The sequence below is a fragment of the Parachryseolinea silvisoli genome, from assembly GCF_021190955.1.
Taxonomy (GTDB): Bacteria; Bacteroidota; Bacteroidia; order Cytophagales; family Cyclobacteriaceae; genus Ohtaekwangia; species Ohtaekwangia silvisoli.
Genome location: NZ_JAIOAO010000001.1, coordinates 2,147,902 through 2,170,192 on the forward strand (window position 1 = coordinate 2,147,902; position 22,291 = coordinate 2,170,192).

Consider the following 22,291-nt stretch of genomic DNA (forward strand, 5'->3'; position numbering starts at 1 on the left):
GCTTTTTAGTAGTAGACCGGACGGTGCTGCATTCGTGCTCCCTGAATCCTGATCTCCAAACTCTTCAAAGGCTGTAATGGCCGCAAAAGCATTTAAATACCTGACAATTTTGACAGGTTTTATTCCTACAGTGTGATTAACGCTGGCCCTAATACTTCAGGAATAATATATAGACGAGCCTGAACCCGGTCATTTTGCAATTCTGCATGGTTAATCATCGCTGTTTCATTTCAGCAACCGCATCACTGAAGGTCATTACCCGAACCCTATCGGCATTCGCTGACAAATAGTTCAGTAAATCCTGATGTGCTTCCTTGGAAACATTAAATAGCAATCCCCCTATGTCATGGAATTGAAATATTCCTAACCCGTTTGAGCGAATGGTTCTTTCTACGAACTCGATCAACGCCGCACCTGTCGTTCCCTCCATTACATGCCAACTTGGTACTTTTAGTCCGTCCAGATCTTTTCCGTTCGAAATATTGTTATGCGCGTCGCCGCCAGAACGGCCATAGGAGATTATACCAAGCTCCCGAAGCACGGCGGCGTAGTCCACACCGCCGATCGACGTCTCATTGCAAGGATAGGCATAAGCTCTCTTCGACTTTTTACCCATTATTATGTCTAGGTAACTATGCATGGTGCGAATTTCTGACATCAGCCGTTCCAGATCATAAGCTTCTAATGCTACCTCTTTTTCCCACCCGAGCCGCTCAGGACAAGGATGAAACAATGTATGGTTGCCTAACTCATGTCCTTGAATTGATGCGGCCTTCCAACGGACCAGCGATGGTGATGCATGTCCTATCTGATTTGAGCTTCCAGCGAGCGAATTAACGAAAAACGTTGCTTTAAGATTTAATGCGTTCAACTGCGGTATCACATTATCCAACTGCGATGGAAGAGCGTCGTCATATGTCAGGCATATAATAGCGGCTGACACTCCTTTGTTTTTTAAAGGCGCTTGGCAGAAAGTGTCCAAGCTGATTTGCATAGCCATTAACCCGAGTATGATAGTGGTGATGTAACGCATATCGTCAATGTTTAATGTCCCACATAAGGCAAGCCGACACAATTGAACGTTTCTTTAAATCGATCTACATTTTCGCCGTATCATACCCCCATAAAATTCGTAAAAAACACAAAGCGCCACCATTCCCTTTTTGGGTACTTACAAATTGTTTTCACACCCTGAGAAGGGCAGTTGAGTCAGGATTTTTTAAAGATCGCAGAACTGGCAAAATCGCCTTGCTTTCGCGATCCGATGCATAGGTGTACGTATTTAGAGAACGAGACCAGCGCTCCAAATCAATAACCGTTTGCGATATTTGCTTGGACAAATGGGACAGAAGATCAATAATAGAATAATGAGCGACAAATTTATTAATCCTCTTAAGGAGTTTTCCAGCAAGATTGTTTCAATTTCAAATGACTTTCCAGACAACATCAATTCCATTCTGACGGCGCATGGCATTAAATTATGTAATACGAGAATTGAGTTGAACAAGAAACCATATTGGATAGAGTGGAATGACTATCCAGATCACCATTCATTTTACTACGACTTCGACAACAATGAGGAAACCGTAAGGGCGTATTTTCGTAATTCCAAACTACGTAATTATGAATATGTAATTATGGACTTTGGTTACCAATTACCTCTTTCAAAAATTCCTATAGATATATTTATAAATTATTGGTACGAACTTGTTATCATAGCAGGATATGAGTCAGTCGTGGTAACGGAGGATGGAAAGTTGTTTATGGAATTTATACGACTGGGTTATGATTTAAAAAGCAATTTTCCGATCAAGGAAGCCTCCTAAATTGGGATGGTAAACGTAAAGTGATCGTTAGTTAGTCCGGGGTTGCAAAGAAAGATACGGTATGTCACGCATTTAACGATGGGGCGCTTGATGAATACATGTTCAAAAAATCCCTAAAAATAGTTACGCTATGCACAGTTCGATTCCCCTTCAGTCGGACATTAAAAAGCCTTCTAATTTTCGCAATTAGAAGGCTTTTTAGTAGTAGCCCCGACAGGAATCGAACCTGCATCAAAAGTTTAGGAAACTCCTATTCTATCCATTGAACTACGGGGCCATCTTGCCATAAATGACCTTTACGGCATAGGGCAAGGGGCGCAAAGATAAAAAATATTGTGTGTCCGTTGTTTTTTTTATTTACTTACTGGCTATGAATAAGTTACAATCTATTGAGTTTTTCCATATCCTCTGGAGACTGGCCGCATGGCAGGCCCGTGTCTCGCCTGGAAGTGAGCTAAAACCTCAAGTCACTTTTGTTTCCCACGTATTGCGATGGATCTGTAGCTTTGTCCGGCCGTGAAGAAACTTTCCATCTTTATTACAGAGCTTTCCCCCGAAGAGGTTTTGACGGTATTAAGAAACCACACTTTTCCTACCGCGGGGGAGTTTCTGATATTACCTTTTGGATCACATTATTTCTCTGGCATGGTATCAGAGAAACGTATTCATGTTCGAAATGCATTAAGGTTTGGCAGGGGAGAGATTTCACCCATCTTGCATATTTCTGTGCAGCCACTGGACGACCGTACCGAGATAACGATCTATGACGATACAGAAGACGAAATCAGAACCAGCTATCTGATATATCTAACACTGTCGCTCTGTATGTCGGTAACGATACTCCTTGTTGGCGTTATTGGTTATATAGCAAAGCCAGAAGAGTTCTCCCTATTTTGGACAATTGCCATTAGTCTGCTGGTCTCCCTTCCTGCCTTTTTCTTTAAAGTTCTTACCAGGGTACAAATCGATAGAAAGAGCGAAAGCGATGTGGCGTATCTGTTCAGCGTTTTGAAACGTTGATGGTACGCCGCAGTTCCATATTTTCCCTCACACCGACTCAACCGGCCACGGCGAGAACTCATACCCATCCTTAAAGAAGTTCGGGAAAATCTGAATATGTCTGTCCTTCACCTTCTCAAAAATCAATTGCTTCAGCCCATTAATATTCTCATTGCCTGTCGCCGAAACAAACACCACATGCTCAAATCCTTTCTCGCGGTAAAAGCCCCGCATCTCCTCCAGGTTGATGTCAGGATTTTTTTCACGGAAGAGGTCGATTTTGTTCAGTATCAAAACCGTTGGAATATTGGCCGCGCCAATCTCTTCCAGGGTCTTGGTGACAACCTCGATCTGATTGTCGTGGTACGGATGTGCCAGGTCTACAACGTGGAGCAGCAGATCGGCTTCGCGGACTTCGTCGAGGGTGGATTTGAATGACTCGATGAGGTGATGGGGCAGCTTGCGAATGAACCCTACGGTGTCGGACAGCAGGAACGGGATGTTGCCAAATACTACTTTGCGCACAGTGGAGTCGACGGTGGCAAAGAGCTTGTCTTCGGCCAGTACGCCGGAGCCGGACAGCAAATTCATAAGCGTGGACTTGCCGACGTTGGTATATCCCACCAGGGCTACACGCACAACGCCGCCGCGTGACTTGCGCTGGGTGGCGCGTTGTTTTTCGATCTTTTCGAGCCGCTCTTTTAAGACCGTGATCTGCTGACGGATGTTACGACGGTCGGTCTCGATTTCCTTTTCACCTGCACCACCGCGGGTACCAGTACCACCGCGCTGGCGTTCCAGGTGGGTCCACATGCGGGTGAGTCGGGGCAACAGGTATTGGTTCATGGCAAGTTCGACTTGCGTCTTGGCCTGAGCGGTCTGCGCGCGCCACAGGAAAATATCCAGAATCAATAAGCTGCGATCGTAGATGCGCACCGTAAAATCTTCTTGCTCTTTGGGATTGAACTCACGCTCGAGGTTGCGCAGCTGCGACGGCGTAAGGTCTTCGTCGAAGATGATGTGACGTACCTGGTGTTGCATCACGAACTGCTTGAGCTCCGCCAACTTACCTTTTCCGAGAAAAGTGCGCGAGTCGGGGTGCGGCAAATTCTGCACGACCTGGTGGATGGTCTTGATGCCCGACGTCTCTGCCAGAAAAGCCAGCTCGTCGAGATGCTCCTGGGTCTCCTCCTGGGTGCGGGTGCTGCTAAGTGCTACTAAAACGGCTGTATTTTCTGCTTCCTTCATATCTTTTACAAAAATGAACAATCTTAACGTATTATTTTTTCGGGTTGTTGCACGGTTGGGTTACTTTTTCCTATTTTTGATGATACACCGACACCCGAATTCAAGCTGGAATTTCCTCACGTACAGCTGAATTTTCTACCCTTTACCGAATTCAGGATAATTTCAATTTTCTCAACCAGAGCCCAAATGAGAATTGCTATCGTCCTCAACACGTCTTGGAATATTTACAATTTCCGGATGAACTTTGTTCGCGCCCTGCTTGAAGAAGGGCATGAGGTGCACACCGTGGCACCCGAAGATGAGTACACAAATCTCCTTGTGGCCGCCGGTTGCGTGCACCACAAGGTACGGATGGACAGCCGGGGAGCTAACCCAGTGAAGGATTCTGCCTTAATTGTAGAATTGTACACGATTTACAAAAAAATCCGCCCCGACGTCATCTTACACTACACGATCAAACCGAATGTGTACGGCACCCTGGCAGCGTCGATGCTGAAGATTCCCGTCGTGAATAACGTATGTGGCCTGGGCACGGTCTTTCTCAAGGACAACCTCGTGTCGGCTGTAGCGATCGCGCTCTATAAGATCAGTTTCCGCTTTGCGCGAAAGGTCTTCTTCCAGAACCCTGACGACTTAAAACTGTTCGTAACCCGCAAGCTTGTGCCGGAGCGTGCCGTGGATCTGGTGCCCGGTTCGGGCATCGACCTGGGGAAGTTCCAGCCAATGGCATTCCGTCGCAATGACACTTTTACATTTCTAATGATCTCCCGCCTCATTACTGACAAGGGAGTGATGGAATATATTGAAGCCGTCAAGAAATTACGTGCGGCCGGAATGAACGCCCGCTTCCAGGTGCTGGGTGCGATGGACCCACTGCACAAGCGCGGCATCAAGACCGAGGTGATCCAGGAATGGATCGACCAGGGCATTATCGAATACCTGGGCACGACCGACGACGTGCGTCGGTTCATTCACGCGGCCGACTGCGTCGTGCTGCCTTCGTACCGTGAAGGTACGCCGCGCACATTGCTGGAAGCCGCCAGCTCGTCCAAGCCCATTATCGCCACGGATGTGCCGGGCTGCAACCATGTTGTGAAAAACAATTTTAATGGCCTTCTTTGCAGGCTGAAAGATGCAGACGACCTGGCTGAAAAGATGAAGGAGATGGCCGATATGGAAAGTGCCACCCTCAAGCTTTTTGGAGAAAATGGTCGGACGAAGATGGAAACGGAGTACAGCGAGTCCGTTGTCATCGACAAGTACCTGCAGACGATCAGCGAATTCAAAAAGGCATCGTAACTGGCCATTGATTTTTCATGGAAGTAAAGCAAACCGGTATAGAAGGGTTGGTGGAGATTTTTCCTTCTGTTCTAGAAGACAGCCGCGGGTGGTTCTACGAGTTTTACCGCGAAGACCTCTTTGTCAAACACGGCATACAAGACAAATTCGTCCAGGAGAACAAGTCGTTCTCTAAAAAGGGTGTTGTACGGGGCTTGCACATGCAGGTAGCGCCGCACGCCCAGGCCAAGCTCGTGTCGGTATTTCAGGGCACGATCCTGGATGTGACCATCGACCTGCGCGCCGGTTCCCCGACCTTTGGTAAGGTGTACTACTGTCTGCTGGAGGCCCGCCGCAACAATATGCTACTGGTGCCGGAAGGGTTCGCCCACGGCTTTTCGGCGCTGGAAGACGCCGTTTTCTTCTACAAATGCACGCATCATTACCACCGCGAATCTGAAATCGGTGTACGCTGGAACGATCCCCAGCTGAATATTAACTGGCAAATAAACGACCCTATTCTGTCCGAAAAGGACCAGCATCTTCCAACGCTGGAAGAGTTGTTAAGAAAATCCGTAATTTCACGATATTAAGCTGAAATTAACGCATTTTTTAACTTGAAACGAACTTCCTTTTTTCGTTCAGCGTGCTCCCTGGCGATCCTGGGCCTGTTGGCCTCTTCGTGTGCCTCCTACCGGCAGAACATCATGTTCCAGGTCGATCAAAAGGACGCCGTCAAGGCGCAGGCCAATGCAGCAGAAAAGAATTACAGCATTCAGAAAAATGATCAGCTGGCCATTGAGATCTATACCAAGAACGGCGAGCGCCTGGTAGACCCCGATCGTTTTCTCGACAAAGACCGTCCCGTACAAACTACGCCGGTGAGCGGGAACGAAGTACGCAGCTACCTGGTCAACCAGGATGGCGTGGTAAAATTCCCCATGATCGATACTATTCGCCTCGAAGGGCTTACACTACTACAGGCAGAAGACCGGTTGCAGCAGACCTACACAAAATTCTACGCCGGCATGTATATCCGGTTAAAGTATCTGAACAAGCGCGTGGTCGTACTGGGTGCACCGGGCGGGCAGGTAATTCCTCTGACGAATGAGAACATCCGGCTAACGGAGGTGCTGGCGCTGGCAAAAGGTGTCAGCAACGATGCCAAGGCGTATAACATTCGCGTGTTGCGTGGTGAAACGGTGATCATCGCTGACCTGAGTACCTTTGCCGGGTACTTAGAAAACAACATCGTGATACAGCCCAACGACATTGTTTACGTCGAGCCCATCCGGCGGCCGTTTATTGAGGGCGTACGTGACTATGGCCCTATCTTGAGTATCTTAACAAGTATCGCCACGCTGGTGGTCGTGCTCGTCGGATTGTAACCTTCACCTGTGGAACCGGTCAAACCCCATATCGCCCCCTCTACCAGCCACCAGGAAAGTATAGACTTTCACAAGCTGCGTGCCACTGTGTTGAGCAACCTGTGGTGGCTGCTGCTGATCTTTGTAGCGATCAATGCGGCAGCTTATATCAAGATCCGGTATACTAAAGATCTGTACGAGTCGTCGTCGGAGATCAAGCTCGACATTAAGAACGAAGCCACTGCGCTCGGCATAGAAACCTTTGTGGCCGACGACCCCCTGGCCACTGACCCGATCTCGGGCGAGATCGAGCTGATTCGCGCCAAGCTCTTCCTGAACCGGGTGTTGGACTCGCTCAATCTCGACGTAGGGTATTTCAGCAAGGGCGAAGTGCTCAACCATGAGCTTTTTACTGCTACACCGATTCAGGTGGAGTACAATCCCGAACATACCACGGCCTATAACCAGCAGATCTTTTTTGAAAAGATCAACGACGATGAATTTTACCTGCATGTAGGCGAGGAAGGCAACAAAGTAAAAGGCACCTACAACACACCGGTCCGATCCACCAACTTTGAGCTGGTGTTGACCAAGAATACTAGCTTTTCCACGACCGACGAAATCGATCTGTTTTTCGTCATCAACAGCCGCGATGTGCTCTTGAACTATATCACGGCAAACCTGATTGTCGAGCCGCTGAACTACTCGGCAAAAACGATCCGTGTGGCATTCAAGGACAACCAGCCCGCCAAAGCCCAGGCTATTGTCCACACCGTCGACGCGATGTATCTGCGTTACAGCCATCAGCAAAAGAACCTGACCAACACACAGAAGATCGACTGGCTCAACAAAGAGTTACAGCAGATCGAGATAAAAATGGAAGGCTTTGAAGATTACTTCAAGAAGTTTACGCTGCAGAACAAAACCAACAACCTGGATCAGGACCTGGCCAAGACGATCCAGTCCATTAACGCCATTGATTCACAACGCTACGACCTGACCCTGCGCATCCGCGATGTGAACCGGCTGCTGGACGGCATTCAGACCCACGAGGTATTTTTATCACCGGCGCTCAAGCAAGCCCTGCCCGACTATTTATATGAAAATCTCGACCACATTCAGGAGTTAACGCAGGAGATGGAGCGCATGAAGCTGTCGTATAACGAAGTGACATTTGCCTATCGCGAGCAGCAGCAACAGATCGACAGCCGCACACGCAAGGCTTCACAGCAGCTCCAGGAAATGAAGAATCAGTGGGTGATCCGGTTACAGGAGCTGAACCGGCGCAAGAGCAGCCTGGAAAATGAATTTGCCAACCTGCCCGACAAGAGCACGCAATTTTCCAAGAACCAACGCTTCTACAAACTATACGAAGAGTTTTACCTGTCACTGATGCAGTCGAAGGCGGGCTTTGAAATTGCACAGGCCGGTACTACCCCTGACTTTAAAATCCTTTCGCCGGCATCGCTTCCCACGACCCCCATCTCGCCCAACCGCGCGATGATTGCCGGCATCGGCCTGGTGGCCAGCCTGATGCTGATTCTCTTTGTGATCGGCGTGTTATACCTGATCAACAACAAAATTACCGCACAGCACGAGCTTGAAAAACTGCCGGGCGTACCGGTGCTCGGAGTGATACCCGCCTCGCGCCATACGGGCATTCAAAATTTGCACGTAGTGAATTATCCGAAGTCCGTGGTGAGCGAAGCGATCCGTACACTGCGCACCAACCTGGACTTCTTCCGGACGGAGTCGCCGCAGCGTGTCGTGGCCCTTTCCTCTACTATCTCGGGGGAAGGCAAATCGTTTGTCGCGCTGAACCTGGGCGGCGCAATTGCGATCTCACGCAAGAAGGTAGTCCTGATCGATCTCGACATGCGCAAGCCCAAAGCAAACCTGCCGATCGAGATACCCGATCCTTCGAAAGGAATGAGCACCGTCCTGATCCGCAAGGACCGGTGGCAAGATTGCGTATTGCGCACGAACCTCGAGTACTTTGACTATATACCCTCCGGGCCGATTCCCCCCAACCCGTCGGAACTACTGCTGAACGGCGAGTTCTCGTCGATCCTGGAAGATCTCAAAAAGCATTACGATATCATTCTGCTCGATACGCCCCCGGTGGGGTTGGTGACCGACGGGATCCAGGCCATGAAAAAAGCCGACATATCGATCTATATTTTCCGGGCGGATTATTCGAAACGTGATTTCATCAAGAACCTGCAACGCATCATTACCATCAACCATATCACCAACGTAACCACCTTGCTCAATGCCTTGCCCATGCGCGGCGAGAACACCAATGGCTACGGCTACTATGAAGACGAGAGCGACAGCAAGATGGAAATGATCCGTACGCTCTTCAAACGCTAACACACTTACTTTCCCATACCACTGTGCTTCGCTGGTTTAAGAAAAAGGACACGCTACCTGCAACCCCACTCACCACCGACCTGCATTCGCATTTGCTGCCGGCGCTGGACGATGGTGTGCAAACCTTTGAGCAGGCCGAGGAGATCATCCGCGAGTTTCAACGCCTGGGATATACCAAGCTCATCACGTCGCCGCACGTCATGAGCGACAGCTATCGCAATACCACCGACGGCATCCTCGCCCGGCTGGACGAGTTGCGCCGCTACCTGCACGAACGGGGTATGACGATCGAGCTGCACAGTGCCGCGGAGTATTACCTGGACGCCCAGCTGATGCACATGCTGGAAAACGACATGCCGCTCCTGACGCTGGGAAAAAATTACCTGCTCTTTGAGACCAACTTCCTGACGGAGCCTTTCAACATGAAGGAGTTTATTTTCCTGGCCTCCGTCAAAGGCTATCGCCCGGTGCTCGCGCATCCGGAGCGATACATGTACCTGCTGCGCGACGAGGCCAAATTACAAGACTATCTCGACCGGGGCATTTTGTTCCAGGTCAACATCGGCTCCATCGTCGGCTATTACTCCCGCGATGTACAACAGGCCGCCAACCGGCTGATTGACAAAGGCTGGGTTCACTTCCTGGGCAGCGATTGCCACCATATGCAACACGCCCAGCTGATTGCGCGCGCACAAGGCATGAAGTACTTTCAAAAAGCCTTATCTTTACCGCTGCTCAATCATACACTTTAGCAAACCTGAAAATCATGATCGCTGTTACCGGGGCAAACGGACTGCTGGGTAGTTTCCTTGTGCGGAGGCTTCTGGCGCAACAGGAACCATTTGTAGCCATCGCCCGAAAAGATAGCGACAGGTCGCTCCTCGCCGATGTGGCTGACAAGATCACCTGGCGTGAAGCCGACGTGCGCGACGAAGTGGCGCTGGCCGAGGCCTTGCAAGGCGTTACGCACGTGATCCACGCCGCGGCGATCGTATCATTTAGTCCGCGCTTTGCCCGAAACATGATGGACATCAACATCGAGGGCACGCGCAACGTAGTGAATATTTGCCTCGATCAGGGCATACGCCGCGTGGTACACATCAGCTCGGTTGCGGCATTGGGCCGGCAGAAGGGACAAGACCGCATTGACGAGTCCAACAAGTGGGTAAGCGACGCGGCCTCCTCACGCTATGCCGAGTCCAAGTATTATGCCGAGCTGGAAATTTTTCGCGGTCAGGAAGAAGGTCTCAGCACGGTGATTGTAAACCCTTCCGTCATACTCGCACCGGCCGACTGGTACAAAAGCAGCGCAAAGGTGTTTAAGTATATCTGGGATCAAAAGCCATTCTATACCGACGGGTATATAAATTATGTCGACGTTCGGGATGTCGCCGCTATTGCCGTAGGGCTGTTGCACCAACCTATCGAAGGCGAGCGTTTTATTGCCAACGCAGGAAACATTTCTTTCGAAAATTTATTCCAAAAAATCGCAGCGAATTTTAACAAAAAGGCACCTTCTATCAAACTGAACAAAACGCTTTTAAACGTTGTTGCATGGGTGGAAGGTTTCCGTTCATTCCTGACGGGCTCAGAGCCCCTCATTACCCGCGAAACGGCCCGTAAGGCAGGCACAAAATTTTTATTTGAAAATGACAAGATTCGCAAAACTTTGTCGTTCGAATTTCAACCGATTGATGCCAGTTTGCAATGGTGCTGCCAATATTACATGACCAAAACGGCGGGCAAAAAATAGGGTGAAAGGTCGTAGCTTTACCGCATAAATTATCTACTTTAGGACAAACCTTTAGTCCATGCCGAGAGAATACCGCAAACGAGAAGAGGAAGGAAATGAGCTCATCAGGCGATTTGAAGAACATCTCCGGAAGAAAAAGGCAGCATTTTTCGACTTGGACGCCTATGAACAGATCATTGACTTCTACATGTTCAGAGGCAAACACAACAAGGCACTGCAGGCTGTAAACCAGGCCATTAGTCAATATCCGTTTTCGACCGAGCTGATCACGATCAAAGCTCAGATCCTCTCGAACTTAGAAGAGTACGATGCAGCCCTCGAGCTGCTGGAAGAAGCACATGCGCTTCAACCCAACGACGCAGACATATTTCTCACCATTGGCTCGGTATTATCGCTACAAGGAAAACACAATGAAGCGATTGAATACTACGAGCAGGCGCTGTTGTTTGCCGACGACAAAGACGAAGTATACTATAGCATCGGTCTCGCCTACCAGAGTATGGAAAATTATACCCTGGCAATCGAGGTCTATAAAAAAGCCATCGAGCTCAACATCAACCACGACGGCGCGCTATACGAGCTGGCCTTCTGCCTCGACGTAACGGGCCAGCTGGAAAGCAGCATTGAATATTATCAGAAGTTTATCGACGAAGACCCGTACTCGGCACCCGCCTGGTATAACCTGGGTATCGTGTATAACAAGCTGGAAAAATACCAGGAGGCGATGCATGCGTACGACTACGCCATCACCATTGACGACGCCTTTGCCTCGGCCTATTTCAACATGGGTAACACCCACATGAACCTGGGCGAGTACACCAAGGCGCTGGACGCCTTTCGCAAGACCATCGAGCTGGAAGGTCCCAGCCCCGAAGTATATTGCTGCCTGGCCGCCGCCTACGAAAGCCTGGAGCAATACGACCTGGGCCTGAAATACTTCCAGAAAGCTGCCAAGCTGGACCCCTTGTACGACGAGGCCTGGTTTGGTGCCGGTGCCTGCCTGGAAAAACAGGAAAAATGGTACCAGGCTCTGCATTTCTACAACAAAGCACTCAAAATCCACCCGGAAAATCCCGAATACTGGAAGTCCGTTGCCCACGCCGAATTTAAAGTCGGCAATACCGTTTCGAGCATTGACGCCTACGAAGAGTCAGCCAAGCTCGATCCCCAGGACAAGGAGATCTGGCTAAACTGGTCGTTTATTTACTTTGAGCAGGGCGACCTGAACAAGGCTATAGACACGTTATTAGTCGGTTTTAGCGACATTCCGGCCGATGCCGAACTTTTCTACCGCATGACCGTGTACCTCATCGAAGCAGGCCGTTTTAAGGAAGCCTTTAATTATTTGGAAAATGCCTTAATTTTGGACTTCGATGGTCACACTGCGCTGTTTGACTTCTTCCCGAAACTGGAGACTCAAAAGGCGCTGTACAAGATCGTCGAGCAGTTTAGAAAAGAAAACAATTAATGAATTACGACCTTAAAAACCTGCCTGAGCGTACCACAAAGCCCAGGCAATACGGCTTTACTATGGCCATGGACAAAGGCCTGAGTATCCGTGAAGCCGAAGATTTTGTCAGTATGTGTGCCGATCACACAGACATTGTGAAACTCGGTTGGGCTACTTCCTTCGTCACACCTCGTCTGAAAGACAAACTAAAAGTTTTTAAGGACGCCGGCCTTCCCACCTATTTCGGGGGCACGCTATTCGAAGCATTTGTAATCCGCGACCAGTTTGACGACTATCGTCGCCTGCTGGATAAATTTGACATGTCGTTTGCCGAGGTTTCGGATGGTTCTATCGACCTGGACCACGACAAAAAATGCGACTATATCGCCAAGCTTTCCGAGCAAGTGACGGTATTGTCCGAAGTTGGCTCGAAAGACGCCGATAAGATCATTCCGCCGTATATGTGGATCGACCTCATGCAGAAAGAGCTCGATGCTGGCGCCTGGAAAGTAATCGGCGAAGCCCGCGAGGGTGGCAACGTAGGCCTTTTCCGTTCTACCGGCGAAGTTCGCTCCGGCCTTGTGCAGGAGATCCTCACCAAAATTCCCTTCGAAAAGATTATTTGGGAAGCCCCCCAGAAAGCACAGCAAGTCTGGTTCATCAAATTGCTGGGTGCCAATGTAAACCTGGGTAACATCGCGCCAGAAGAGGTGATACCGCTGGAAACCATTCGCCTCGGCCTGCGCGGAGATACCTTCCTCCATTTCCTCGGCATCGAGCGGAAGAACACCAACACGGCGCCGCCGTTTGAAATCGACTAAGCGGAAAGTATTGAAGAAACCCCTGGATTATATTATCCTGTTTGGTAAGGGACTAACCATGGCGGCGGTGGACATCATTCCGGGAGTATCCGGAGGAACAGTGGCGTTCATGAGCGGCATACACGAGCGCCTGGTCCGTGCACTGCGGGCCATCGATCGCGAAGCCTTCGAGCTGATCGGTCATAAACGCTTTGCAGACTGCTGGACCAAGATCGACGGTAATTTCCTTGCCACATGGGCTGCCGCAGTGTTTTTGGGGCTGCTGATCCTGTCGCGCGGCATGATCCACTTGCTGGGCCACTACCCTATTCCACTTTTTTCATTCTTTTTCGGCGTCATACTGATGGCCGCCCCGCTGGCCCTGCGCCGTATTCGGAAATGGAGCCTTGCAACGGTACTCTTTTTCCTGTTTGGCGCAGCCGCGACGTTTGGCCTCACATTGTTTCCGCCCCTTCACACCTCGAATACATTCTTATGGGCCTTTGTAGCCGGTCTGGCCGGGGCTCTGGGCATGTTGCTCCCCGGACTGTCAGGTGGATTTTTTCTGGTGCTCATCGGTAAATACCAGCTGATGGTATGGGCCTTCGGCCAAATGAGCCTGCCCGTGCTGGGTCTTTTTGCCGCCGGCAGCGCGATCAGCTTGCTGGGCATGGCAAGATTTTTAAGCTGGATAATAGACAATTATCTCAGCACTACAGTAGCTTTACTAGCTGGCTTCATGTTGGGATCGCTCAATAAAGTGTGGCCCTGGCGCGAAGTGCAAGAATATGTTATCACTGGCAAAGGTGAGCAAATACCCGTTGCAGACAGAAGTATCTTACCATGGAATTATCTGGTAACGACCAGTAAAGACCCTCAGGTGTTCCAGGCTATGTTAATGATGGCCTTGGGGGTATTTATGATGGTTTTAATTGAAAGAATTGCAGCAGGACTAAAAACAACAATCTGAACATGGAAAAAGTATTCGGACTAATCGGAGCCACCGTTAGCCACTCATTCTCAAAATCTTATTTTGACGAGAAATTTTTTCGCGAAGGCCTCCGCGATTATCACTATGAATTGTTTCCGCTCGAAGACATCAACGCCCTGGAGGCGCTTTTGAAAGATACCCGTGGCCTTACCGGCCTGAATGTAACGATTCCGTACAAAGAGCAAGTCATGAAGTACCTCGACGAGGTAGACGGCTTTGCCAAACAGATCGGCGCCGTAAACGTGATCAAGATCCAGGACGGCAAGCTGAAAGGTTTCAACACGGACTCTGACGCATTCTTTGAAACCATCGAAAAGTGGCTACCCACTGACAAACAATTTAAAGCGGTAATTCTCGGTACCGGCGGCTCTTCCAAAGCCGTACAGGAAGCCCTGAAAAAACTGAAGGTTCCCTTCCAGATCGTATCACGCGAATCCCGGAAAGGCGTTATTACCTATGAAGATCTGCAAAAGGATCCGTCCATCCTGCAACAATCCAAGCTGATCATCAACACCACACCGCTGGGCATGAGCCCCAAGACAGAAGCCGTGCCCCCCGTGGATTTTGAACAGATCGGAGCGGATCATTATGTGTACGACCTGATCTACAATCCGGCGCGTACGTTGTTTCTGCAAAAAGCAGAGATGCGTAACGCCACCATTAAAAACGGACTGGAGATGCTGCATATACAGGCAGAAAAGTCCTGGACAATCTGGAACAACTGATCTGGCATATTCGCTGAATATAAAGGCCCTTGTCCAACCGACAAGGGCTTTTTTATGCACCCTTACAGCGACAATTAGTCATCCATAAGCCTTGTCAAAGCCATAGGCTCACCTCCCTAAAGCCCTGCCGGTTCTAAAGCACAGCCCCATGGCGCAAGTGTGTCCACACAATGAAACTATTTCTCTTCCAATGCGATTAAGAACAAAGGGATTTTCAGAAAACATTAACTTCCGGCATGGATTTCAAACTCACCAGTCAATATGTGCCCACCGGCGATCAGCCGGGGGCAATCAAGCAGTTGGTTAAAGGCGTAAACGAAGGCGAGGCACATCAGACCCTCCTCGGCGTGACGGGATCTGGTAAGACGTTTACGATGGCGAATGTCATTGCCCAAACCAACCGGCCCACGCTGGTGCTGAGCCACAACAAAACACTGGCGGCACAGTTGTACGGCGAGTTCAAGCAGTTCTTTCCGGAGAACGCCGTAGAGTACTTCATTTCCTATTACGATTATTATCAGCCCGAGGCGTTCATTCCTTCGTCCAATGTGTATATCGAAAAAGATCTTTCCATTAATGAAGAGATCGAGAAACTGCGCCTGAGCGCAACGTCGGCGCTACTTACCGGCCGGCGGGATGTAATTGTGGTGGCGTCCGTGTCGTGCATTTACGGTATCGGTAACCCGGACGAGTTTGGAAAGAACGTCATCAAGCTCAAAGCAGGCGAAGTCATCGCACGTAATAAATTGCTGTTTGGTCTTGTCGACATTTTATACCACCGCACCGAGGCCGAGTTTAAACGGGGCACCTTCCGCGTGAAGGGCGACACGGTGGACGTATTCCTGGCGTATGCCGATTATGCCATCCGCGTCTACTTCTGGGGTGACGAGATCGAATCGATCCAGCGCATCGATCCCGATACCGGTAAAAAGTTATCCGACGAATCAGTCGTTACCATCTTCCCCGCCAACCTGTTCGTTACCGGCAAGTCCGTACTGCACCAGGCCATGCGCGAGATACAAGACGACATGGTGGCACAGGTAAAGCTATTTGAAACGGACACACGCTTTCTCGAGTCCAAGCGCTTGAAAGAACGTACCGAATTCGACCTCGAAATGATGCGCGAGCTCGGCTACTGCTCGGGCATCGAAAACTACTCGCGTTACTTCGACCGCCGCGCCCCGGGGGCACGCCCCTTCTGTCTCATCGATTATTTCCCGGATGATTTTCTGATGGTCATTGACGAAAGTCACGTAACCGTGCCGCAGGTTCGCGCCATGTGGGGCGGTGACCGGTCGCGCAAAGTAAACCTCGTAGACTATGGCTTCCGCCTGCCGTCAGCGCTCGACAACCGGCCCCTGACGTTTAACGAATTTGAGGCACTCATGAACCAGGTGGTGTACGTCAGTGCGACACCCGCCGAATATGAGCTGCGCAAGTCCGAAGGCGTGGTGGTCGAACAGATCATTCGTCCCACGGGCCTGCTCGATCCGGAGATTGACGTCCGCCCGAGTAAGAACCAGATCGACGACCTCCTGGAAGAGATTGATGAGCGCGTGAAAAAAAACGAGCGTGTACTGGTGACGACGCTGACCAAACGCATGGCCGAGGAGTTGACCAAATACATGGATCGCGTCGGCATCAAGTGTCGCTATATCCACTCCGAAGTACACACGCTCGAGCGCGTAGAGCTGCTGCGCGAGCTGCGCCTGGGAGTATATGACGTACTCGTTGGCGTCAACCTGCTGCGGGAAGGTCTTGACCTGCCAGAGGTGTCACTCGTGGCCATTCTGGATGCCGACAAAGAAGGCTTTCTGCGAAACCAGCGCTCGCTGGTACAGACCATCGGTCGTGCCGCGCGGAACGCCGGTGGCCGCGTGATTATGTATGCCGATAAAGTTACGGAGTCCATGCAGCTTGCCATTGAAGAGACAAATCGTCGCCGCTTGAAACAGCAGGAGTACAACAAGATCCACGGCATTGTGCCGACAACAGTGATCAAGTCAAAAGAGGCCATCCTTGGACAAACCAAAGTAGCAGACTCGAAAAAGTCTACGCGGAACTACTACGTGGAGGAAGAGGAAGCAACATTGGCAGCAGACCCCGTAGTAGCATACCTCAGCAAAGATGAGTTGACGAAGATGGCCGACCGTACGCGCAAAGCCATGGAGAAAGCGGCAAAAGAGCTCGAGTTCATCGAAGCTGCCAAGCTACGCGACGAGTATATGGCCATTCAAAAACTGCTGGAAGACAAAAAGTAAAAAATACATCTGGCGCGAGTCTTAGCCCGTCTCGGGCGGAGACTCGTGCCTACCGTGGTGGCAGTCTCCAGACTGCCGAGGAAAATAATCAAGCCTCCAAATCCATATTATAAAACCCACCCCGGTTCTCCTTCCGCTCCTGCGATTGCTTGGTGATCAGAAACCCAATCGTGATCAAATTACGCAGCTCGCACAACTGCGGCGACAACACAGCTTTCTCATAGAGCAGTTCCGTCTCATGATAGAGAATATCAAGCCGCTTCCGCGCGCGCTCCAACCGCACGTTCGAGCGTACAATCGCTACATAATCGCTCATCAGGTCGCGCAGCTCCTTGCGTGTGTGGGTAATCAGAATCTGCTCGCGCGGAACGATCGTACCCTCGGCATTCCACTCCGGAATGCTTTCGCGCATCGGTATCTCATCCAGCTTCTCTGACACATCCAGAAAACAACGGTGCGCATACACCAACGCTTCCAACAGCGAATTAGAGGCCAATCGATTCGCACCGTGCAGGCCGGTGCACGAGCACTCGCCGCAGGCGTACAAATTCGTAATGGACGTACGACCAAAGAGATCTACTTCTATACCACCGCAGAGGTAGTGCGCCGCCGGCACCACCGGTATCATCTGCCGGGTGATGTCGATGCCCTTCGCCAAACACTTTTCATAAATGTTGGGAAAGTGCGTCATAAAATCATCCATGGAAAAATGCGTGCAATCCAGGTACACAAACTCATCGCCGCGGGTGATCAGCTCGTGGTCGATGGCTTTGGCGACAATGTCGCGTGAGGCCATCTCGCCCCGGTCGTCGTATTTGAACATAAACCGCTCACCGTCTTTGGTGCGCAGGTATGCTCCGTGGCCGCGCGTTGCTTCGGTGATGAGGAAGGACGGGTTTTCATCCTGCGCATAAAATGCGGTGGGATGGAACTGCACAAACTCCATATCCTTCACCTTGGCCATGGCGCGGTACGCCATCGCGATGCCGTCGCCGGTGGCAATGATCGGGTTCGTGGTAGTGCGGTATATTTGGCCGGCACCTCCCGTGGCAAGCAGCGTAACCTTGGATACATATTTCTCGACGCGGGCTGTGCGCTGGTCCATAACATAGGCGCCATAGCACGCGATGCCCGGCTCGGGCTGTGAGATCTTGTGACTGAAATGGTGCTCCGTGATCAGGTCGATCGAGAAGTGGTGCGACAGCAGCGTAATGTTGGGTTGCTGCGCCACGGCACGCAGCAGGCCTTGTTCGATCTGCCAGCCGGTAATGTCCTTGAAGTGTATAATGCGATTGACCGTGTGTCCGCCTTCGCGCCCGAGGGACAGGTTGCCTGAAGCATCCTGATCAAACTCGATGCCCCACTGCATGATTTCTTCCAGGCGATCCGGACCCTCTCTTACAACCATCTCCACCACCTCGCGATTGCTGAGACCGTCGCCGGCACGCATGGTATCTTCAATGTGTTTTTCAAACGAGTCTGTCAGCTCGTCGAGCACCACGGCGATGCCGCCCTGGGCGTACTTGGTATTCGACTCACTGTCGTCGGCTTTGGTTATGACGGTTATGCTTTGCTGGGGAAAACGCTGGGCGGTTTTGATAGCAAAAGACAATCCGGCAATGCCGGAGCCGATAATGAGTACGTCCGTTTTAGGCATGGTTAGCTTTTAGAGATTTCGAGCATGCGCTGGATGGGCACCAGCGCCTTCAGCCGGATGTCTTCCGGCACGTGTATTTCGGGCAGCTCGTATTTCAGGCAGAGGTAAAGTTTCTCCAGGGTATTCATGCGCATGAACGCACACTCGCTGCACGCGCAGGTGTTATCCTCATGGCTAGGCGCAGGGATCAGGCCCTTGCCCGGCACTTCCTTCGCCATCTGGTGCAGTATGCCCGCTTCCGTGGCGATGATAAATTCCTGTGCAGCGTCGTTCTTCACAAAGTTGATCATGCCGGTGGTCGACCCGATATAGTGGGCCACCTTCAGAATGTGCTCTTCCGACTCGGGGTGCGCTACAATGCGCGCGTTGGGATGTTGCTTGGCGAGGTCCAGCAGCTTGTCGATGGCGAACGCCTCGTGCACGATGCAGGCACCTTCCCACAACAACATGTCGCGGCCCGTCTTCTTGATGAGGTAGCGGCCCAGGTTTTTGTCGGGCGCGAAGATGACGGGGGTATCTTTTGGAATGGAGTTGACGATCTTCTCCGCGTTGGCCGAGGTACAGATGATATCGCTCATGGCCTTGATCTCGGCAGAGCAGTTGATATACGTCACCACGACGTGGTCGGGGTGTTGCTCGCGAAAAGCGCGAAATGCATGGGGCTCTGCCGACTCGGCCAGGGAGCAGCCCGCATTCAAATCGGGCAGTACTACTTTCTTGTTGGGGTTCAGAATCTTGGCCGTCTCACCCATAAAATGCACACCGGCAAAGACAATCAGATCTGCCTGCGTGGCCGCAGCCTTCTGCGAAAGCCCAAGACTGTCGCCTACATAGTCTGCAATGTCCTGAATGGCGCCCTCCTGGTAGTAGTGGGCCAGGATCACAGCATTCTTTTCCTTGCGCAGGCGGTTTATCTCCGCTACGACGTCCACATCCTTTCCTACGGGAATATTCAGAAATCCCTTTTTCGGAAGCGCCTCAACCACGGCTGCGGGTAGTGTCTCTGTTATCATTTCGATTGTGTGAATAGTACGCGAAATTAATGTTTAAAGAATTATGGCGGGAATAATCCGTCACGAGCGGTTTGAATTTAATCGTTCCAACACACTGTCGGTGTGTTCGCCCAGCGCCGGCGGGGCCGTAATGTGAATGGTGCTACGGTCTACAAACGATAGCATGGCGGCTACATTCCGCACGCCGGCCAGCGTTCCCTCCCGCAGAAGCAATTCCTGTGCCGCGGGCACTTCAAAGACCTGCCGCAGCGTGTGAATGAATCCGGCAGGGATCTTCCATTGATTTATCTGCATCATCAGTGCCTGCGCTGTACGCAAGCCTATTTGTGCCTGCAAAACAGAATTTAAGGTCAAACGGTTCTGCACGCGTGCGGTATTGTCACGGTAACGCGCATCATCCGCCAGCACAGCAATGTCCAGCACCTGGCAGAGGTCGCGAAACTGCCGGTCGCTGCCCACAGCCACCAAAATCTCTTCGCCGTCGGCCGTCTTATACACATCGCCGTACGGTGCAATATTGGGATGTGCCGAGCCCTGCTTTTGCGGCAGCTTGCCCGCCACCAGCCAGTTGGTCGCCTGATTTACCAGCGACGACACAGCCGCCTGCCACAACGATACTTCTACCAGCGCACCCTGCCCGGTGCGATACCGGTTCAACAATGCCAACAGCAATCCTTCTTTGAGATGATGCGCGGCCAGCACGTCAACAAGGGCTACCGGCATCTTGAGCGACGGCCCGCCGGGCTCACCATTCATGTACATAAAGCCTGCCTCGGCCTGCAGTACAGCGTCGTAGCCTACACGCAGGTCGGTGGCGCCGTAGCCGGTGATCTGGCCGTAGAGCAATCGCGGATAGCGCTGAGACAAGGTGGTATAATCCACCCCGAGCTTTTCAGCATCGCCGGGTTTGTAGCTGGCAATGACGATGTCCGCTTCGCGCAGAAGGTCGTCGGCCACCTGCCGGTCGCGGGGCTGTGTCAGGTCGAGCGCGACAGATTGCTTGCCCCAGTTGGCAGAGCAGAAGTAAGCGGAACGGTCGTCGGTTACTTCGCCCGCAGCTTTCCAGGTGCGGGTCACGTCACCGCCCTGGCGGGGGTTTTCGACTTTCACGACGGTGGCGCCCAGCTCGGCAAAAAATTGACCCACGCTGGGGCCTGCCAGCACAGAGGCCAGCTCGACGATCTTTAAATCCTGAAACATACGTTTGAGTGCTCCATTTTGTATCCAAAAGTCCCACTTATTGGCGAATTCTAAATCATTTGTAGCATTTTTGTGTTTTCCAAAAGCATGACCACGTCCATGAAAAAGCTCTTTGCCGTCGCGCCATTGCTGGTTGCCCTGGCCGCCTGTACGCCGCCGTCACACCCGCCTGCTACGCTCAAGACTGGCGCCTGGCGCGCAACGCTCGCGCTGCAAGGTCAGCAGTTGCCCTTTAACTTCGAGGTAGTAAGCGACAAGACTGGAGGCGTCGACGCCTATCTGCGCAACGCCGACGAGCGCTTACTGCTGGACGAAATCACCGTTGCGAACGACTCCGTCGACATCGCCCTCCACATCTTCGATGCCAACATCAAAGCCCGCATCGTAGGCGACACGCTGCGCGGCGAATTCATCAAGAACTACGACAAGAACTCTCGCGTACCGTTCGTGGCTGTCCATGGACAGACGCATCGTTTTGAGAAAGGCAAAGACCCCGGCAACGTGCCCGACTTTAGCGGCAAGTATAGTGTCACGTTTGTAAACGACGCCGACACGACCCGCGCGGTAGGTATATTTCACCAGCAAGGCGATAGTGCCACCGGCACCTTCCTCACACCCACGGGCGACTACCGCTACCTGGAAGGCAACGTGGCCGACGGCCAGCTCCAGCTCAGCACCTTTGACGGTAACCACGCCTATATCTTCCGCGCCACGAAGAAAGAAGACGGCACGCTAAACGGCGAGTATATTTCCGGTAAGACATGGAAGGAACGCTGGGAAGCGCAGAAGAACGAGCAGGCCGCACTGCCTGATCCCGAGTCGCTCACCTTCCTGAAACCGGGCTATGAAAAAATTGAATTCAGTTTCCCCGACGTGAATGGCAAGAAGATCAGCCTCAACGACGAGAAGTATAAAAACAAGGTCGTCATTCTACAAATGTTTGGCACCTGGTGTCCAAACTGCATGGACGAGACAAAATTCCTGGTGCCGTGGTATAACGAAAATCATCCGCGCGGCGTGGAGATTATCGGCCTGGCGTATGAGCGCAAGCCCGATTTTGAATATGCCAGCAATCGCGTCAAGAAGATGATTGCGAAGTATGATGTCAAATACGATTTTGCCATTGCCGGTACAAACGATAAGGTCAAGGCGGCCGAAACGCTCCCGATGCTGAATAAGGTCGTGGCGTTTCCGACGACGATCTTTATCGGCCGCGACGGCAAGGTTAAGAAGATCCACACCGGCTATGCCGGACCCGGCACGGGCGTTTACTATGAGCAAGGCATTCAGAAGTTTAATGAAACCGTGAATGAACTTTTGCGCGAGAATTTGACTTCTTCCAGGTAATAG

Annotated in this window: 19 protein-coding genes and 1 tRNA gene; 14 read left to right on the forward strand and 6 right to left on the reverse strand. The window is 51.4% G+C overall.

Annotated elements, in window-relative coordinates:
- Window positions 1–214 precede the first annotated feature (214 nt).
- Window positions 215–1,033 carry a polysaccharide deacetylase family protein gene (locus K7P01_RS08895; protein WP_267291985.1) on the reverse strand — a complete coding sequence of 273 codons (819 nt, stop codon included), beginning with the start codon at window positions 1,031–1,033 and terminating at the stop codon, window positions 215–217.
- Window positions 1,034–1,340: 307 nt separating this feature from the next.
- On the opposite strand from K7P01_RS08895, the gene K7P01_RS08900 reads away from it, so the two are divergent.
- Window positions 1,341–1,826 carry a hypothetical protein gene (locus K7P01_RS08900; protein WP_267291987.1) on the forward strand — a complete coding sequence of 162 codons (486 nt, stop codon included), beginning with the start codon at window positions 1,341–1,343 and terminating at the stop codon, window positions 1,824–1,826.
- A gap of 205 nt (window positions 1,827–2,031) precedes the next feature.
- On the opposite strand, the gene K7P01_RS08905 is transcribed toward K7P01_RS08900, so the two are convergent.
- Window positions 2,032–2,103, reverse strand: a tRNA-Arg gene (locus K7P01_RS08905).
- Between the two features lie 239 nt (window positions 2,104–2,342).
- Here K7P01_RS08905 and K7P01_RS08910 point away from each other — a divergent pair.
- Complete coding sequence (locus K7P01_RS08910) at window positions 2,343–2,846, forward strand: hypothetical protein (RefSeq protein WP_267291989.1); 504 nt, start codon at window positions 2,343–2,345, stop codon at window positions 2,844–2,846.
- Between the two features lie 27 nt (window positions 2,847–2,873).
- Here the strand turns inward: K7P01_RS08910 and hflX are convergent, their stop codons facing one another.
- Entirely contained in the window at window positions 2,874–4,073 is a 1,200-nt protein-coding gene (gene hflX, locus K7P01_RS08915) for a GTPase HflX (protein ID WP_267291991.1), read from the reverse strand.
- A gap of 186 nt (window positions 4,074–4,259) precedes the next feature.
- On the opposite strand from hflX, the gene K7P01_RS08920 reads away from it, so the two are divergent.
- From K7P01_RS08920 to uvrB, 11 genes are all read left to right on the forward strand, one after another.
- A complete protein-coding gene (locus K7P01_RS08920) occupies window positions 4,260–5,372 on the forward strand; it encodes a glycosyltransferase family 4 protein (protein ID WP_267291993.1) in 1,113 nt (370 codons plus the stop codon).
- Window positions 5,373–5,389: 17 nt separating this feature from the next.
- Window positions 5,390–5,944: a dTDP-4-dehydrorhamnose 3,5-epimerase gene (gene rfbC / locus K7P01_RS08925; RefSeq protein WP_267291995.1), complete on the forward strand. Its 555-nt coding sequence runs from the start codon at window positions 5,390–5,392 to the stop codon at window positions 5,942–5,944.
- 24 nt (window positions 5,945–5,968) lie between these two features.
- Window positions 5,969–6,739 (forward strand): polysaccharide biosynthesis/export family protein, encoded by a 771-nt coding sequence (locus K7P01_RS08930; RefSeq protein ID WP_267291997.1) that lies wholly within the window; start codon window positions 5,969–5,971, stop codon window positions 6,737–6,739.
- 9 nt (window positions 6,740–6,748) lie between these two features.
- A complete protein-coding gene (locus K7P01_RS08935; protein ID WP_267291999.1) occupies window positions 6,749–9,091 on the forward strand; it encodes a GumC family protein in 2,343 nt (780 codons plus the stop codon).
- Window positions 9,092–9,114: 23 nt separating this feature from the next.
- Entirely contained in the window at window positions 9,115–9,843 is a 729-nt protein-coding gene (locus tag K7P01_RS08940; RefSeq protein WP_267292001.1) for a tyrosine-protein phosphatase, read from the forward strand.
- 14 nt (window positions 9,844–9,857) lie between these two features.
- Window positions 9,858–10,844, forward strand: a complete 987-nt coding sequence (locus K7P01_RS08945) for an NAD-dependent epimerase/dehydratase family protein (RefSeq protein ID WP_267292003.1) — start codon at window positions 9,858–9,860, stop codon at window positions 10,842–10,844.
- A 58-nt stretch (window positions 10,845–10,902) separates the two neighbouring features.
- Window positions 10,903–12,312, forward strand: a complete 1,410-nt coding sequence (locus tag K7P01_RS08950; protein WP_267292005.1) for a tetratricopeptide repeat protein — start codon at window positions 10,903–10,905, stop codon at window positions 12,310–12,312.
- Window positions 12,312–13,115 (forward strand): phosphosulfolactate synthase, encoded by an 804-nt coding sequence (locus K7P01_RS08955; protein ID WP_267292007.1) that lies wholly within the window; start codon window positions 12,312–12,314, stop codon window positions 13,113–13,115. Before K7P01_RS08950 ends, K7P01_RS08955 begins: the two co-directional genes overlap by 1 nt.
- Window positions 13,102–14,064 (forward strand): DUF368 domain-containing protein, encoded by a 963-nt coding sequence (locus K7P01_RS08960; RefSeq protein ID WP_267292009.1) that lies wholly within the window; start codon window positions 13,102–13,104, stop codon window positions 14,062–14,064. Before K7P01_RS08955 ends, K7P01_RS08960 begins: the two co-directional genes overlap by 14 nt.
- A 2-nt stretch (window positions 14,065–14,066) precedes the next feature.
- Window positions 14,067–14,810 carry a shikimate dehydrogenase family protein gene (locus K7P01_RS08965; protein WP_267292011.1) on the forward strand — a complete coding sequence of 248 codons (744 nt, stop codon included), beginning with the start codon at window positions 14,067–14,069 and terminating at the stop codon, window positions 14,808–14,810.
- A gap of 236 nt (window positions 14,811–15,046) precedes the next feature.
- Window positions 15,047–17,071: an excinuclease ABC subunit UvrB gene (gene uvrB, locus K7P01_RS08970; RefSeq protein ID WP_267292013.1), complete on the forward strand. Its 2,025-nt coding sequence runs from the start codon at window positions 15,047–15,049 to the stop codon at window positions 17,069–17,071.
- A gap of 88 nt (window positions 17,072–17,159) precedes the next feature.
- Here the strand turns inward: uvrB and nadB are convergent, their stop codons facing one another.
- From nadB to K7P01_RS08985, 3 genes are read right to left on the reverse strand one after another with little or no spacing between them, the layout of a single operon-like run.
- Entirely contained in the window at window positions 17,160–18,728 is a 1,569-nt protein-coding gene (gene nadB, locus K7P01_RS08975) for an L-aspartate oxidase (RefSeq protein ID WP_267292015.1), read from the reverse strand.
- 2 nt (window positions 18,729–18,730) lie between these two features.
- Complete coding sequence (gene nadA / locus K7P01_RS08980) at window positions 18,731–19,741, reverse strand: quinolinate synthase NadA (RefSeq protein WP_267292017.1); 1,011 nt, start codon at window positions 19,739–19,741, stop codon at window positions 18,731–18,733.
- Window positions 19,742–19,801: 60 nt separating this feature from the next.
- A complete protein-coding gene (locus K7P01_RS08985) occupies window positions 19,802–20,941 on the reverse strand; it encodes a CaiB/BaiF CoA transferase family protein (protein ID WP_267292019.1) in 1,140 nt (379 codons plus the stop codon).
- A 99-nt stretch (window positions 20,942–21,040) separates the two neighbouring features.
- Here K7P01_RS08985 and K7P01_RS08990 point away from each other — a divergent pair, with 99 nt between their 5' ends.
- Window positions 21,041–22,288, forward strand: coding sequence for a peroxiredoxin family protein (locus tag K7P01_RS08990; RefSeq protein WP_267292021.1), 1,248 nt, complete (start codon window positions 21,041–21,043; stop codon window positions 22,286–22,288).
- Window positions 22,289–22,291: the final 3 nt, after the last annotated feature.